Source organism: Planomonospora parontospora, assembly GCA_014647935.1.
GTDB classification, from domain to species: domain Bacteria; phylum Actinomycetota; class Actinomycetes; order Streptosporangiales; family Streptosporangiaceae; genus Planomonospora; species Planomonospora parontospora.
On the sequence record BMQD01000005.1, the window covers coordinates 298,654 to 313,063 of the forward strand.

The window sequence follows — 14,410 nt, forward strand, 5'->3', positions numbered from 1 at the left end:
CCGGCGAGGCCTCACCGGTGAGGATCCGGCTCCGCCGGGTCCTCACCTCCTTTCCAGAACCGGTCCCGTCCCGCCTCGGGCGGGTCCTCCCCCTCCCGGGCGGGCCTCCTCCCGCCCTTGCAGGCGACCAGCACCGACACGGCCGCACCGGCGATCGCGGTGAGCCAGGAGATCAGCACGGCCGTCGAGTAGCGGTCGGGAGTGCCCGCGACCCAGCCGTCGAAGACGGCGCATATCACCAGGGCGGTGAAGACGGGTACGGTGATCAGGCAGGTCCAGGTCCAGGCCGACCGACCTGCCGGGAGCAACGCGATGGCCGCGTTGACCAGGCTCGCCACGGCGCAGCCGATCCCCGCCGCGACGAACAGCGGAGAGAGGAAACCGTCGTCGCTCACGCCCATGGCGGCGACGAAGAAGCCGACCGCCGCGAGAACATAGGCGGTCGCCGCCGGGCCGTCCTCGTCCAGGCCGCCGCGCCGGGCCGTGGCGACTCCGGCCAGGAACACGAACAGCCCCGCGAACGACCCCATGACGTACTCCGCGGTCAGGCTCACATTCGCCGAGTCCAGCGGGGCGGCCCCTTCAGCGGAGAAACCCCCCGCGGAGAAGCCGAACCGCCGCCAGGCGCCGTCCGCGTCCCGCACGGCGATGCCGTCGCTGCCGTTCGCCGCGACCACCACGTGACCGCCCGCCACCGGATGCACCACGATGGCCTGGGACCCCTGCCACGCCCCCGGCCCCAGGTGTTCCGTCACGGTGCGTTCGAGCAGCTCCTCACGCCCCTTCGAGACCCCCCAGACCGTGGTCCAGGTCCTTCCGCCGTCACGGGACTCGTCCACGGCCAGACGGGGCGGGACGACGCGGTAGCAGTGCGCGGGGTCCCCCGGAACGCAGCTCCGGGTCACCGGGGAGGGCCGGCCCGACAGTGTCGGAGCCGATCCGGGAGCGGGTGCGGGCGGCACCGGCTTGACCCAGGTACGACCTCCGTCCCGGGAGACGACCGGGCCGTTGCCGTGACCGTGATCGCTGAGGACGGTGATCGTCTCACCGTCGCTGAAGACCGTGCGGGCTTGCTGGGGCATGTCCGCCTGACCGGTGGCGGTCACGGCGATGAGGGCGACGGGGACGATGACGAGTGTGCGGGCCTGCCGTACGGCGTGCCCGGTACGGCTGCGCCGGTGGACGGCCCAGGCGGCGACGAGGGCGGGCAGGGCGACGAGGTCGGTGGGGTCGGCCAGGACGAGGGAGGGGCCGGCGAGCAGCGTCCAGGCCTGGGAGGCGAGGTCGGCGCCGGTCTGCGTGGTCTTGACGAGGACGAAACCGAGGCCGGTGACGGCGATGGCGGCCGGAGGCGGGACGCGGGCCAGGGCCAGGAGGGGCGGGGCGACCATGAGCCCGGCGAAGTCGCTGAGCTTGCCGGTGATCGGGCCGGGCCACAGCGCTTTGAGCAGGTGGTCGTTGACGAGCAGCAGGAAGGTGGCGGTGACGGTCGCGGGGTGGACGAGCCACGCCAGTGCGGAGCCGGTCGGATGCCTCATACCGGGGTAGATGTGCCGGTCCAGGACAGGGTTCGGCGGGGGCGGCTGCTGTGATCAAGCCGTGTCCCGCCTCCGGCGTCGGAGGGGGTGGCTGATCGGCGTCGGGAGGCGTGTCCGGCGCCGGGGGCCGAGGGCGACCCGAGGGCGTGTCCGGCGTTGATAGGCCCGCGGACGTGTGCGATGCGGAGAGGTCCGGGGGCGGGAGGAGGGGCCGGGAAGCACGAAGGCGAGGCTCGCCCAGGGCGAGCCTCGCCTTCACCTCCTGTTCCGGGGAACCCGCCACTGGAATGAGACGGGACCCCGGAGCGGGATCTAGTGCTGTCTAGGTCTGATTGTGTGGTTCAGACGGCTTGCCGAGTCAGATGGCGCGGACCTGGGAGGCCTGCGGGCCCTTCTGACCCTGCGTGATCTCGAACTCGACCCGCTGGCCGTCCTCGAGGCTCCGGTAGCCGTTGCCGACGATCTCGGAGAAGTGAACGAACACGTCCGGCGCACCGCCGTCCGGTGCGATGAAGCCGAAGCCCTTTTCAGCGTTGAACCACTTGACGGTTCCCTGAGCCATTAAAGCTCTCCCTCAGGATTTGAAACTTTGGGATTCACACCTCGTGAACCCCAGTGTGTCGTACAGCGGGGCCCCGGGTGGCTCAGACTTGCAAGTTCTGGTTATGCACTACGGGATCAGCTAATACAACGCCATCATATCTAACACCATCCCGCCTGTGGGTGTTCCCGCGATCAGGAAGATTCCTCTCCCGGACGGTCCCGGCGCTGGCGCGCCGGGGCGCACCGTGCAGACTGGGATCTGTTATGGGAAGACCCCGGCTCGTCGCCACCGACCTCGACGGCACCGCCCTCCGCTCCGACGGCACCGTCTCGCCCCGCACCGCCGCGGCGTTCGCCCGGGTGGAGGAGGCGGGCGCCACCCTGGTCTTCGTGACCGGCCGCCCGCCACGCTGGATGCACACCGTGGCGGGGGCCGTACGACACAGAGGCCTGGCCATATGTGCGAACGGTGCCCTGGTCTACGACCTCCACACCGAGGAAATCGTAAAATCACGCCTAATCCAGCCAGACGTGCTGGAAGAGGTCGTCGGACGGCTCCGGGAAAAGGTGCCTGACCTGTCGTTCTCCGTGGAGTACGAGGGTGGGTTCGCCCACGAGTCGGACTTCCGTCTCGGCGGGTGGGACCGGAAGGCGGTCGGCGGGCTGTCCGTCGCCGCGGACACCCTCACCTCGCGGCCGTGCGCCAAACTCCTGGCCCTGCACCCCGGGATGGACCCGGACCTCCTCCACGAGGCGGTCTGCGGGCTGGTCGGCGACCGGGTCACGCCCACCCACTCCAGCGGCCGGGCCCTGATCGAGATGAGCGCGCACGGGGTGACGAAGGCCTCGGCGCTCGCCGAGCTGGCGGAGACGCAGGGCATCGGGCCCGCGGAGGTGGTCGCCTTCGGGGACATGCCCAACGACCTGCCGATGCTGCGGTGGGCCGGGACCTCCTACGCGGTGGCCAACGCCCATCCCACGGTCCTGGCCGCGGTCGACCACGTGGCGTCAGCCAACGACGAGGACGGGGTCGCGCGAGTCCTGGAGGACATCTTCCGGTAGTCCGGCTTCCGGTGGTCCCGCACGGCGCGCGGCCTGCTCCCGGTACGCCGGGCAGACCGCGTGCCGTGCGGGGATCAGATCGGAGCGGTGGTCACAGGTAGGGGCCGGAACTGGCCTGATGGGGACCGTCCTGGTGGAGCCCGGCGCCACCGGGCAGCGCCCGGCGCATGTTCTCCAGCTGGGCGCGGGCGGCCATCTGCTGCGCGAACAGCGTGGTCTGGATCCCGTGGAACAGGCCTTCCAGCCAGCCGACCAGCTGCGCGTGGGCGACCCTGAGCTCCGCGTCGCTCGGCGGGGCGCCGTTCTCCTCGGTGAACGGAAGCGACAGCCGTTCGAGCTCCTCGACCAGCTCCGGGGCCAGGCCGTCCTCGAGCTCCTTGATGGAGCTCTGGTGGATCTCCTTGAGCCGCTTGCGGCTCGCCTCGTCCAGAGGAGCCGCGCGGACCTCCTCGAGGAGCTGGCGGATCATGCTGCCGATGCGCATCACCTTGGCAGGCTGCTCGACCAGATCGGTGATCGACCGCTCGTCGTTGCCGTCCTCCTTGGGCTGGAGGCCCTGGGAACCCACGACGACCACGTGCGGAGTGCTCTCCTCAGCGTTCATAGTCTCAACCTACTAGCAGGATTTTCCCGACGTGCTCTCCGGACTCCAGGAGCCGGTGGGCCTCGGCGGCGTCGCTCATCGGCACCCGGGCGTGCACCACCGGGCGGATCGCGCCGGCGTCGAGCAACGGCCAGACGTTGTCCACGACGCCGCGCACGATGACGCCCTTCTCGTCGACCGGCCGGGCCCGCAGCGTGGTGCCGTGCACCGAGGCCCGCTTGGTGAGCAGAGCTCCCAGGTCGAGCTCGCCCCGGGTCCCGCCCTGCATCCCGATCACCACGAGCCGGCCGCCGGTCTTGAGGGCCCTGACGTTCCCCGCGAGATATCCGCCGCCGATGATGTCGAGGATCACGTCGGCCCGGACCTTCTCCGAGAAGTCCTCCTCGCGGTAGTCGATCCCCTCGTCCGCGCCGAGCTCCAGGCAGCGGGCGATCTTCTCCGCCGAACCGGCGGTGACGACGACGTGCGAGCCGAACGCCTTCGCGAGCTGTACGGCGAGCGTGCCGATCCCGCTGGCGCCGCCGTGGACGAGGAGCGTCTCGCCCTTGCGGAGGCGCGCGGTCATGAAGACGTTGGACCAGACCGTGCACGCCACCTCGGGCAGCCCGGCCGCCTCGACCAGGTCGACCCCTTCCGGGACGCGCATGACCTGCTGCCACGGAACCGCCACCCGCTCGGCGTATCCGCCGCCGGTCAGCAGTGCGCACACCCGGTCGCCCGGCCTGAACGCCTCGACGTCCGGTCCGACCTCGGCGACGACTCCGGAGCACTCCAGCCCGGGATACGGCGAGGCGCCGGGAGGAGGGGAGTAGAGTCCCTGCCGTTGCAGGACGTCAGCGCGGTTGACCGCGGAGGCGGTCACGTCGATGATGACATCGCCCCGTTCCGGTCGGGGGTCCGGAACCTGCCGCCAGGCGAGGACTTCCGGTCCACCAGGTTTGTCGATCACGATGGCGTGCATGTAACTCACGCTACCGGGAGAGCCAACTCGGTGGTTGCCTGCATCGGAGAGAACACGGGGCGTTAATCTTCAATGTGTTTGCTGCCCCTTTAGCCCATCCCGAGGGGGAACACGGTGGCAAGACACGATCGTGAGGAATCTCTCGAGGAACAGCTCGCCTGGCTCGATGCGATCAAGGAACAGGAGGAGGCGCCGCCCGTCGTGGTGACCGCGCAGGTCACCGCCACGATGGACGACGCCGTCATTTCGCCGTACCCGCAGGACCCGTGGAGCCTGGTGCCCGCGGAGACCGACGCGGTCTCGTCGCCGCTGTTCCGCACCGCCGCCGATCCGGACCACGCTCCCTCGGCCTCCTCTGGCGCCGGCACGGCGTCGAAGGCCGGGGACGCCCCGGCGGGCCGGTCGGCCGAGGAGGCGGACGCCGCGGAGTGGACCGAGGCGGCCGAGGCGGTGGGCTCCTTCACGCTGCCCCCCGCGCCCTCCCTCGAGGACAACGACGGCTTCCTGGCTCCGCTGAAGCCGCTGCCCCGTCCCGAGTCCGACCCGGCTCCGGTCCTCGGTTCCGGTTCCGGTTCCGGGGACACGTACGCGCTGGGCGCCTTCGGTGATCCGGAGCGGGAGGCGTCCCGGGGTCTCTTCGAGGAGCCCCGGCGCCCCGACGAGCCGGCCGAGTCCTCTTCGACGGGGTCCGTGGAGACGCCCGTGTCCGAGACCGGGCACTTCGATTTCCGCAGCGGCGAGCCGGACACGGGTCGTTTCGGGTTCGGCGGAGGAGCGTCCGAGAGCGGGGGCTTCGGCGGCGGCGGCGGGTCGTCCGAGACCGGGCGTTTCGGGTTCGGCGGTGGGCCGTCCGAGAGCGGTCGTCTCGATTTCAGCGGAGACGACGAATCCGACCGGCCGGCCTTCGACGGCGGCGAGTCCGAGACCCGGCGCCTCGATTCCGACGGTGAGGGCTCCGACTCCGACCGGTTCACCTTCGGCGGTGCCGACACGGAAGGCGACCGGTTCACCCGGGGGGACACCGACCGCGGCCACGGCCGTCCCGGCGCGCCGGCCGAAGAACCGCTGACCCCCATGAAGCCGTTCAGGCCCGAGTCCTCCGGGTCCTTCCCCGCCGAGCATTCCGGCCCCTTCCAGGCTTCCGATTCCTCCGGTTCCCTGCAGGCTCCCGGTTCCTTCGGCGCCGACCGTTCCGACTCCACGGCCCCGGACACCCAGGAACGCCCCTTCGGGTCCGGCGGATTCGCCTCCGAACTCTCCGGCGCCGCGGCCTTCGGCCGGACCGGGGAGGATCTGGGACCCGACGACGACACCGCGTTCGTCTCCGGTCGTGGGACGCCCTTCGCCCCCGACCGGGACAGGGCCCCCGACCGGGACAGGGCCTCCGACCGGGACAGGGCCTCCGCATCCACCCAGGACACGCCGTTCAGAGCCGCGGGGGACACCGCGTTCACCCCGGACAGGGAGGCGGCGGCCTTCACCTCCTCCGACCGGGGGTTCGCCTCCGACCGGGAGGCGGCCGATCCGGTGCGCGAGCCGTACCAGCCGCGCCGTCGTCAGCCGAGCCCGCCGCCCGCGTTCAGTTCCCCGGCCCGGCAGCAGGGTACGGGGGGTGCCAGGCCGTCGGCCGACAGCCTGGACCCGGAGTCCCTGCTCCGGGGGCGTCGCAACGGGCCCTCCGGGGGATGGCGGAAGCTGGTCTTCAAGGCGTCGGCGGGGCTGATCAGGCCGGGCGAGTCCCCGGAGGTCCGCCGCCGCCGTGAGCTGATCACCCGTGCCCGGACCCCCGTCGCCACCGGCCACCACCGCGTCGCCGTACTCAGCCTGAAGGGCGGTGTCGGCAAGACGACGACCACGGTCGGCCTCGGCGCCACCCTCGCCCAGGCCCGCGGCGACCGGGTGATCGCGGTCGACGCCAACCCGGACCGCGGCACCCTGTCGGACAAACTGGAGCTGGAGACGGCGGCCACCGTCCGCGACCTGCTGAACGAACGCGGCCAGATCAAGCGTTACGTCGACATCCGGGCCTTCACCTCGCAGGCCCCGTCGCGCCTGGAGATCCTCGCCTCCGACCGCGACCCGTCGGTGTCGGAGGCCTTCAGCGCGTCCGACTACCAGGCGGTGGCGCAGGTCCTGGAGAACTTCTACTCGATCTGCATCACCGACTGCGGCACCGGTCTGCTCCACTCGGCGATGTCCGGCGTCCTCGGCCTGGCCGACCAGCTCGTCCTGGTCAGCTCCCCGTCCGTGGACGGCGCCAGGGCGGCCTCGGCCACCCTCGACTGGCTGGAGGCCCACCACTACGAGGACCTCGTCCGCTCCGCCACGGTGGTGCTGTGCAGCGTCCGGCCGCGGTCGAAGTCCACCGTCGACCTCGACCGCCTGGAAGCCCACTTCGCCGCCCGCTGCCGCGCGGTCATCCGGGTCCCCTACGACCCCCACCTCGAAGAGGGCGCCGAGATCGACCTCGAAAGGCTCCAGCCCGCCACCCGTGACGCCTACCTCCGCCTGGCGGCCTCGGTGGGCGACGGCTTCGCCGCCCCGCAGCCCTGAGGCCTGCCGGTCGTGAGATCCGCTCCGGCGGCGTCTCGCCCACCGGTGGTCTCGCCCGCCGGCGTCTCGTACGGTGATCCGGACGAGACGCCAGCGGGGCGGGGCCGTGAGAGACTAAGGTGCAATTCGGCGCGTCCGTCGGACGGGCCGGTGAGGAGAGCTCGCCTAGTGGACGATGGCGGCGGTCTTGAAAACCGCTAGGGCCGGTGACGGTCCTCGTGGGTTCGAATCCCACGCTCTCCGCTGAGCACGCGAAACGGCGTTTGACCAGGGGTTTCGCCCCGGTGAGGCGTCGTTGACCGTTTCCGGGGTGCGCAGCCGTGTGCCGCCGTGAGCGGTTCTCGGCCGGTGTTCGCGGGATATACGCGGAATGATGTCGGTCTTGTTTCTCCAGGTCGCGCACCTGTAAAGGCTCGGCGGTCGCGTCGGATCCGCTCACCGGATGCCAACCGGTGCCGCGACGGTGACGCGTTGGTATCGGCTGCGTCCTCGTGGCGGCGGGCCTACTGACTTTTGCCGACTTCGCCCAGCCTCTCGCCGGCCGGTATGACCATGAGCGTCGGAGAGTGCCGTTCTCTCGTGAACCCACTGCGTCCGCACTCCGAATCTGTCGGCCTCATACGTCATGATCGGCGGTCATATATCCCGTACGTCCACTCAAGGAGAGCCATGGTTGGCAATGACGGATCCGGATGGTCCGGCATCGGCTGGAGCGACTGGACGAACCTCGGCTTGATCCGCGCCCGGCTCGACGCGGGCGCCGACCCGAATTCGGGGGCGCACTTCCACGGACGGCCGCTCCATGCGGCGGCCGAGTACGGGTCGCCCGAGGTGGTCGCCGAACTGGCCCGGCGCGTCGACGACGTCGATGCGGAGTACGAAGACCGTACGGCGCTCTGGGTGGCCGTCTTCGCCAACCGCCCCGACAACGCCCGAGCCCTGGTCACCGCCGGAGCCGACCCGTGGCGGCCGATGATGAACGGCTGGTCCCCCGGACGGCTCAGCCTGGCCACTCCCACCCCTGACCTGTTCGCTCTCCCCGCCGGGAAGACGGGCCTGTCCGTCGAAGAGAGCGCCGCCGTGGCGGAGGCCAGACGTCTGATCGCCGCGCTGGGGGACTTCGACGACGACGGCTACAGCATCGCCTGCGTGGCCGGCATCACCGCCGCTGAGGCGGCACGGCGTCTGGAGGCCGTACCGGCCGACGATGCCGACGTCGAAGAGATCATGGAGGATCCCTGGGAGGACTTCGACGCCAGCCTGAGCATCATCGGCGTCACGGACGTGCCCGGCGGGTGTGTCGTCGTTCAACCGTGGGGATACGCCGCGTCCGATCCCGGCGTCATCGAGCGCCTGTCGGTGGGGACCGTCTGCTACGGGCTGTTCGCCAATCCCAAGAGCGGCAACCAGGGAGCCGTTGCCCGCGACGGTGGGATCGAGGAATGGGACACCCATCCCGGCGGGGGTGACACCTACTCCGGAGAGTCACCGCAGGAGATCCTCACCGCCTACCTGTACCACGGCCAGGCCGAGGCCTACTGCTATGCCGGAGCGGGTCTGCGGCCGACCGACAACCGGTCGATCGCGGGTCAGGCCGACATGTGGCTGAAGCTGCCCGAAGCCCTGCGTTAGGCAGAACCGGTCTTCCATGTGCTGAAGCCATACGGCTTTTCCTCCGGAGAGAGGCCGGCTGCATGGCCCCCGAGCAACGAGGAGACCCGTATCCCACCGCCGTGATGTCCTACCTGTCACTCAAGACCTACGGCCGTTCCGTCGCCGTCCTGGTGGCATCGGTGACCGTGGGCTCGGTCATCTGGACGACCGACTGGGAGACGGTCTACATCGACAGCCAGTTCTGGCTGCACCGGGACGAGTTCGCCGCCCTCGTCGAAGCGAACGAGAAGGGCCGGCGGCTCACCGCACCGTGGTGGATGGAATACCTGTCGATAGACGGCCAGATACGGCAGCAAGGACCGTGCTCTACCTGCCGGTGTTCGAGGACTCCTGGCGGGCCGAGACCGGCAGGGGAATCGCTCACCTGCCGGGTCCGCCGACCTCGACGACGATCGTCCAGACCGCTTCGGGGGACATCGGCAACCCCGTGCGCGACCTAGGCGACGGTTGGTGGTGGGTGGAATAGGTCAGATGTGGCAGTAGGCGGCTGTGGCGTCGTCGAGGGCCTTGCCGCGTGGCCAGCGTTCGCCGTGCGGGTCGGAGTGCTCGGCCTCACGGACCTGGCGGATCAGTTCGGCGGGGCCGTGCTGGTCGAGGAGGTCGAGGGTCTGCCGCCAGGTGGTCAGGGCGAAGCGGTCGACCAGGCGGGAGGCGCCGTCGCTGAGCAGGGCGGCGGCGCGCACCTGGTGGGCGGGGACGGTGCCGGTGAGGGCCTGGTCGGCGGCGAGGGGGTCGGCGGAGGCGACCCAGAAGCCGCCGTCGCGGTTGCGGTGGCCGCGCAGGGTCTCCACGTACGCCCGGTGGGCCGCGACGTGTTCGGGGCTGCCGGAGGGCAGGGCGTCCATGGTCGTGCGGTGGGCCGCGCCGACGAGGGCTTCCCGGTCGTCGCAGATGACCATGGGCTCCGCCGTGTCGGCCGTGTCCAGGACGAGGACGGAGTCGGCCAGGATCAGCCAATCCAAGGTGTCGGCGCTGTGGCGCAGCATGACCACGGTGGCCGAGGGCGAGCCCGCGTGGGTCAGGTCGCAGGTGAAGTCGTGCATGGACGCGACGGTCTTGATGCCTTCGGCGAGGATCTCGATCAGCGGGCTGGAGGTCTGCGTCATGGCGGTGAGCAGGGTGGAGCCGAGGGCGCGGCTGTACCAGGCGACACCGTGGGTGCAGCCCGACTCCGAACCCGCCGGGGTGCCGGCCCCGTCGAGGAGGACGACCGCGTCCGGGGTGGCGGCGACGAAGTCCTCGTTGGGTCGGCCGGGGGCTGCTTCGGTGGCGAAGGTGACGCGCATGGGGGTCAGGGCTCCTCGTGCCGGTAGAGGGGGCTGGCGAGTTCCGCTCTGACGGGTTCCCCGGTCGCCGGGTCGTATTCGACGCCGACCACGCAGGAGAAGCGGTTCTCGCCGACCTGTCCCCACAGGGTGGCGGTCTCGGAGGTGAGCAGGTCGACCACGCCGAGGGTGCCGTGCGGGTGGATGCCGGTGAAGACCAGCAGGTTGCCGTTGCCGTCGGGGCGGGCCAGCCGGCCGAGGTAGGCGTAGTCCACCGGGCGGGCCGGTTCGGAGTCCTCGCCGGAGCGGTAGCTGCGCCCGGTGCGGCGGTCACGCAGGGTCCACGCGCCGTCCTTGACCCATTCGAGCACCGGGTCGGACTCGTAGAGCGCACCCATGACGGGGGAGAGCTTCGGCCCGCAGATGACGATGAGGTTGGACCGGTTCAGATCGATGTCGCCGCCGAGGGGGACGTGTTCGAGATTCACCGCCAGGCCGAAGCCGCGGGCCAGGTCTTCCAGCCGCTTGGCGGCGGTGACGTCCTCCATGGCGACGACGGGCCGGGCGTTGCCGGCCTCGCGCTTGAGGGGGGTGGCCAGGGTGATGGTGCCGGTGCCGAGGAACGCGCCTTCGGGGGCCGGACCGGTGTGCTTGATCTGGTGGATGCGCCCGCGTGACAGGCCGGCCTTCTCGGCGATCTGGGCATACGACATGCCCTGGGCGTGGAGTTCCTGGATGACGCGACGGCGGAGCCGGGCCAGTTCGGTGACCTCCTGCTGTGCGGCGTTGAGGCGTTCGGTCGCGGCCCGCAGCAGCAGATACGGATCGTCGATCGCAGCGATACGGTCGAGGTCGCTCGATGGCACGGTGGTTCCCTTTCGGTGGTGCTCCACCGAGTCTAGGCCCCTAGACGAAATGCCGTCTATCCCCCTTGACGGTACTGTTTCGAGCGGTTCGCCGGTTTTCAGGTCCACCGTCCGGATCACAGAGCGCCGGTTCGGGACACCGCGCGGGCTCACCGCCTCACCGGGCCAGACCGGACAGCAGCGCCGTCCACATCGCGTGCGCCTCGGCCGATCGCCACCGGGAGGTCTCCTGGACCTTCCACCTGCCGCCCTTATGAACGGCACGGCGGATGAACGCCTGCCCGCCGGCCTCGCACAGTTCGTAGAGCGGTACCCGGCACTTGCAGGTCCAGGCGATGACGCGGACTCGTTCCCCGAGTCGGGGAGGGTGCCAGTCCAGGCGTTCGCACTGGGACTGCGGAAGCGGAAGATGCGGGCTCAGGCAGCCGGTCACCGGCATGACGCCGCCTGCATGGCCGCAGCCGGTTCGGTGCTGAGCAGCGCCCAGACGGTACGGCCCTGCTCGTCGCCGTCGACTCCCCAGGAGTCGGCGAGCGTCGAGACCAGCAGCAGGCCCCGTCCGCCCTCGTCCTCCTGGCCGTCGGGCAGCACTTCGGGCGTGCGGGGGCCGCCCTCGTCGAGCACGGCGAGCCACAGCCGGTCCCGGCCGACGTGGATGGTGACGAGGAACCGGCCGCCGAACCGGCCACTGGCCGAATGCCGTATCGCGTTGGTGGCCAGCTCGCTCACGATCAGCTCGGCCGCCTCCACGATGGGCCAGCCGTTCAGGAACGCGGTGACGAACCGGCGGGCTTCACGCACCGAGGCCGTGGAGCCGAGGAAGTGACGGGACAAGCGCCAACCTGACATGGGCGTACTCCGTTGTATAGGGGGCTATACATCCATGCCGGAAGCGTATGACCAACAGTAGAAGCTGCTCAAGGTATTCCACGCATAAATGCGTCAGTTTGCTGAGTGGTTCTCCAACGCCCGGTAGTCCGCCGCGATCTCAGCCAGGAGAGTCCGCAGCTCGTCCTTGTAGAGCGCGGCCCCGGCGAACGCCTCGAAGACCTCCTCGTGCGCCTCCAAGTCACCCGTCTCGGTCAGTGTGAGGTCACCTGTGAGGCTCTCGACCACGCTCACCGAACCGTCGAAGATGGTGAACCCGTGCAGCGGGAAGGCCGGCGCCTCCGTCCTCCACGGAACGACGCCGAGCCGGACATGTGGCAGCGTGGCCACCTGAGCGAGCCGGTCGAGCTGGGCAAGCATCAACGAGGGGGAACCCGGCCAGGTCCGCACCGCACCCTCGGTCAGCACGAAAGCGAACTTCCGCCCCACCTCGAAGAGCGTGGCTTGCGCCTCGACCCGTACGGCCGCCGCCCTGGCCGCGTCATCCTCGTCCACCTCCCGGCCGATCGTCAGGGCCAGCCGGGCATACTCCGCCGTCTGCAACAGCGGCGGCACCATTGCCGAAGAGAACACGGCCATCCAACCGGCCGACCGCACCCGCGCCGCGTTCGCCGCCTCCCGGCCGGCCAACCCACCCTTGAGACGGGAGACCTCGTCACGCAGCCGGACGAGCAGCGCGTCCAGTGCTCCGCGATCTGCCTCATCCAGCTCAAGAGCAGCCGAAACCCGGTCGACGGTCTCAGGAGTCGGCAGGAGCTGCCCTGTCTCGATCCGCGAGATCGTCGGCTGCGCCACCCCGGCCCGCTGCGCCAGCTCCTTGCCCGTCAGCCCTGCACTCTTGCGCAACCGCCGAAGCAGCTCGCCCAGCTCCCGCAACCGGTCCTGTCGATCGTCCACACCGAGCGTTCTACCACCGGCCATGATGCGCAGAGCGGGCTCTCCCCGGATCACTGCCGAATTGTTCTTATAGGTGATCAAGGGCGGCGGCGCGTCGCGCCGCCGCCACGGCTCCCGCTCTGCGGGATCCGTCCGGGCATGCGGCCTGGGGGCCGGTCCCGGCCGGACCCGCCCGCGGGGCCGCCCTCCGTACGACTGCCGCGCCGTACCCAACTAACGCACCGACCCCAGCGCCGCGCCGCCGCACTCGGCACGATGGCATGCTGAGCTACGTGGACGATCTCAAACTGCTCCGGCGGGAATTCGACGCTGAAAGCGGGTCCTTCCTCCTTCAGCTCCGATGCGACCTTCGCTGGGATCGGCAGGCATTCAGCCACCTGGAGAAGGCGATGCGCCGAGTCTGCGCCCAGCAGGAAACCAAAGATCAGCTTGATCGATGGCTGGTCGAAGGCTACTGGTATCTGGCGGACTTCGTTCCAAACTGGACCAGCCACTCGAATTTTCCCCGTCCGGAGCCCCCCGAGTACTACGAAGCCGCCCTGGAGCGCCTCCTCGACATCCAGAGTTGGTTCGTCACCGGACGATCCCCGTACATGGACACCCACGTGTGGCCGGATCTCTGATGCGCTGCATGCCGATGCATCCCTTACGATCGCCCGGCGGTGGCCGACCACCGTACATGGCTGGGGGCGATCGACGGTCCAGGGCCTCGTTCTTCAGCCCTGGCCCACCGGGCACCGACGCGACGGAGGAGCAGCCGTCCCGTGCCCGCTGCATGCCTGACAGGCGGAGAACAAGGGGAAATCACGGGCACTCACAACTGGCCCGAGGCTGTCGTGACCAGGGGTTCAGAGCCCAAAGTCCGTGATCACTGCGGTTCCCAAGCTTCAGGGCTCAGCAAGTACTGAAATAAGTAACTCGTAGTTTTCAGCACGGCGGGGTCATGCTGCGGCGCGGGCCATATCTGAAGGTAGTAACCATCTATGGACCAGCTCTCCGCATCCCCTTGGGTGTGATACCGCAAGCGGTATGTTCCGGGGCCGACAGGCAACGGAGGAATGTTGTGCACCTTTTTTTCGTCCCAATCTGTGTGCCACCCCACCAGGAGGAGCTCGCCCGACAGGGACTCGAAACTGATCTCCACAATGTCTTCGTAGCCGTCAAAGTGGGTACCCGGATCCCGATCGGCGACAGCCACCGTGAAGTCCACTACCCCCCACTGAGTAGCGATATTCAGGCAAGCGATGCCTTTACCCTCCACTTCGATAAGCCCAATGGAGTGAGTCAGGGAGTCATCTGGCCCAGCGGAGGCCTCATAGCGCCCCTCATCCAAGAGATAGATCGAACTGCAGTCCTCCACATAAACTTCCATCCGCTTGATGTGCACGACAGGGGTCTCATCGCTGCTCATAGGCGGGAAGCCTAGAGTTCGTCAGCGACAGTTTTCGGCTATCGGGGCAGCGCAACCGAGCTGCCCGCGAGCGATGGGTACCGAACGGCTTCCGTGCCAGATGCGTGCCAGAACGAGCGGGGAAGCACGGTCACTCACGGGGACTCAC

15 protein-coding genes and 1 tRNA gene are annotated in these 14,410 nt (G+C 69.6%); 6 read left to right on the top strand and 10 right to left on the bottom strand.

Annotated elements, in window-relative coordinates:
• Positions 1-11 precede the first annotated feature (11 nt).
• Entirely contained in the window at positions 12-1,538 is a 1,527-nt protein-coding gene (locus IEZ07_RS10645) for a hypothetical protein (protein WP_191894566.1), read from the bottom strand.
• A 358-nt stretch (positions 1,539-1,896) separates the two neighbouring features.
• The gene (locus IEZ07_RS10650) at positions 1,897-2,100 is read right to left on the bottom strand and encodes a cold-shock protein (protein ID WP_043619750.1); all 204 of its coding nucleotides are present in this window, start codon (positions 2,098-2,100) and stop codon (positions 1,897-1,899) included.
• A gap of 245 nt (positions 2,101-2,345) precedes the next feature.
• Here IEZ07_RS10650 and IEZ07_RS10655 point away from each other — a divergent pair, with 245 nt between their 5' ends.
• A complete protein-coding gene (locus IEZ07_RS10655) occupies positions 2,346-3,143 on the top strand; it encodes an HAD family hydrolase (RefSeq protein WP_191894567.1) in 798 nt (265 codons plus the stop codon).
• A gap of 91 nt (positions 3,144-3,234) precedes the next feature.
• On the opposite strand, the gene IEZ07_RS10660 is transcribed toward IEZ07_RS10655, so the two are convergent.
• Positions 3,235-3,747 carry a bacterial proteasome activator family protein gene (locus tag IEZ07_RS10660; protein WP_068900086.1) on the bottom strand — a complete coding sequence of 171 codons (513 nt, stop codon included), beginning with the start codon at positions 3,745-3,747 and terminating at the stop codon, positions 3,235-3,237.
• Between the two features lie 4 nt (positions 3,748-3,751).
• Positions 3,752-4,708, bottom strand: coding sequence for an NAD(P)H-quinone oxidoreductase (locus IEZ07_RS10665; RefSeq protein WP_191894568.1), 957 nt, complete (start codon positions 4,706-4,708; stop codon positions 3,752-3,754).
• Between the two features lie 114 nt (positions 4,709-4,822).
• On the opposite strand from IEZ07_RS10665, the gene IEZ07_RS36185 reads away from it, so the two are divergent.
• The 4 genes from IEZ07_RS36185 (at position 4,823) to IEZ07_RS10685 (ending at position 9,401) form a co-directional block, all read left to right on the top strand.
• On the top strand, positions 4,823-7,261 hold the full coding sequence (locus IEZ07_RS36185; protein WP_307729013.1) for a MinD/ParA family ATP-binding protein: 2,439 nt from the start codon (positions 4,823-4,825) through the stop codon (positions 7,259-7,261).
• 154 nt (positions 7,262-7,415) lie between these two features.
• Positions 7,416-7,504 (top strand) — tRNA-Ser (locus IEZ07_RS10675).
• Positions 7,505-7,930: 426 nt separating this feature from the next.
• Positions 7,931-8,893 carry an ankyrin repeat domain-containing protein gene (locus IEZ07_RS10680; protein ID WP_191894569.1) on the top strand — a complete coding sequence of 321 codons (963 nt, stop codon included), beginning with the start codon at positions 7,931-7,933 and terminating at the stop codon, positions 8,891-8,893.
• A gap of 343 nt (positions 8,894-9,236) precedes the next feature.
• Positions 9,237-9,401, top strand: coding sequence for a hypothetical protein (locus IEZ07_RS10685; RefSeq protein ID WP_191894570.1), 165 nt, complete (start codon positions 9,237-9,239; stop codon positions 9,399-9,401).
• A 1-nt stretch (position 9,402) separates the two neighbouring features.
• Here the strand turns inward: IEZ07_RS10685 and IEZ07_RS10690 are convergent, their stop codons facing one another.
• From IEZ07_RS10690 to IEZ07_RS10710, 5 genes are all read right to left on the bottom strand, one after another.
• Positions 9,403-10,221, bottom strand: coding sequence for a protein phosphatase 2C domain-containing protein (locus IEZ07_RS10690; RefSeq protein ID WP_191894571.1), 819 nt, complete (start codon positions 10,219-10,221; stop codon positions 9,403-9,405).
• 5 nt (positions 10,222-10,226) lie between these two features.
• A complete protein-coding gene (locus IEZ07_RS10695; protein ID WP_191894572.1) occupies positions 10,227-11,066 on the bottom strand; it encodes a sigma factor-like helix-turn-helix DNA-binding protein in 840 nt (279 codons plus the stop codon).
• A gap of 157 nt (positions 11,067-11,223) precedes the next feature.
• On the bottom strand, positions 11,224-11,505 hold the full coding sequence (locus IEZ07_RS10700; protein WP_191894573.1) for a hypothetical protein: 282 nt from the start codon (positions 11,503-11,505) through the stop codon (positions 11,224-11,226).
• Positions 11,496-11,900, bottom strand: a complete 405-nt coding sequence (locus tag IEZ07_RS10705; RefSeq protein WP_191894574.1) for an ATP-binding protein — start codon at positions 11,898-11,900, stop codon at positions 11,496-11,498. The genes IEZ07_RS10700 and IEZ07_RS10705 overlap by 10 nt, the downstream gene beginning before the upstream one ends.
• A gap of 108 nt (positions 11,901-12,008) precedes the next feature.
• Positions 12,009-12,851 carry a helix-turn-helix domain-containing protein gene (locus IEZ07_RS10710; protein ID WP_191894575.1) on the bottom strand — a complete coding sequence of 281 codons (843 nt, stop codon included), beginning with the start codon at positions 12,849-12,851 and terminating at the stop codon, positions 12,009-12,011.
• Between the two features lie 272 nt (positions 12,852-13,123).
• Here IEZ07_RS10710 and IEZ07_RS10715 point away from each other — a divergent pair, with 272 nt between their 5' ends.
• Positions 13,124-13,474, top strand: a complete 351-nt coding sequence (locus tag IEZ07_RS10715; protein WP_191894576.1) for a hypothetical protein — start codon at positions 13,124-13,126, stop codon at positions 13,472-13,474.
• A gap of 245 nt (positions 13,475-13,719) precedes the next feature.
• Here IEZ07_RS10715 and IEZ07_RS10720 read toward each other — a convergent pair whose 3' ends face one another.
• The gene (locus tag IEZ07_RS10720) at positions 13,720-14,262 is read right to left on the bottom strand and encodes a hypothetical protein (RefSeq protein WP_191894577.1); all 543 of its coding nucleotides are present in this window, start codon (positions 14,260-14,262) and stop codon (positions 13,720-13,722) included.
• Between the last annotated feature and the right edge of the window lie 148 nt (positions 14,263-14,410).

Bases quoted from the DNA above. Each gene is read 5' to 3' on its own strand.
- IEZ07_RS10645 (WP_191894566.1), bottom strand. From the start codon at position 1,538: ATGAGGCATCCGACCGGCTCCGCACTGGCGTGGCTCGTCCACCCCGCG.
- IEZ07_RS10650 (WP_043619750.1), bottom strand. From the start codon at position 2,100: ATGGCTCAGGGAACCGTCAAGTGGTTCAACGCTGAAAAGGGCTTCGGC.
- IEZ07_RS10655 (WP_191894567.1), top strand. From the start codon at position 2,346: ATGGGAAGACCCCGGCTCGTCGCCACCGACCTCGACGGCACCGCCCTC.
- IEZ07_RS10660 (WP_068900086.1), bottom strand. From the start codon at position 3,747: ATGAACGCTGAGGAGAGCACTCCGCACGTGGTCGTCGTGGGTTCCCAG.
- IEZ07_RS10665 (WP_191894568.1), bottom strand. From the start codon at position 4,708: ATGCACGCCATCGTGATCGACAAACCTGGTGGACCGGAAGTCCTCGCC.
- IEZ07_RS10680 (WP_191894569.1), top strand. From the start codon at position 7,931: ATGGTTGGCAATGACGGATCCGGATGGTCCGGCATCGGCTGGAGCGAC.
- IEZ07_RS10690 (WP_191894571.1), bottom strand. From the start codon at position 10,221: ATGCGCGTCACCTTCGCCACCGAAGCAGCCCCCGGCCGACCCAACGAG.
- IEZ07_RS10700 (WP_191894573.1), bottom strand. From the start codon at position 11,505: ATGCCGGTGACCGGCTGCCTGAGCCCGCATCTTCCGCTTCCGCAGTCC.
- IEZ07_RS10720 (WP_191894577.1), bottom strand. From the start codon at position 14,262: ATGAGCAGCGATGAGACCCCTGTCGTGCACATCAAGCGGATGGAAGTT.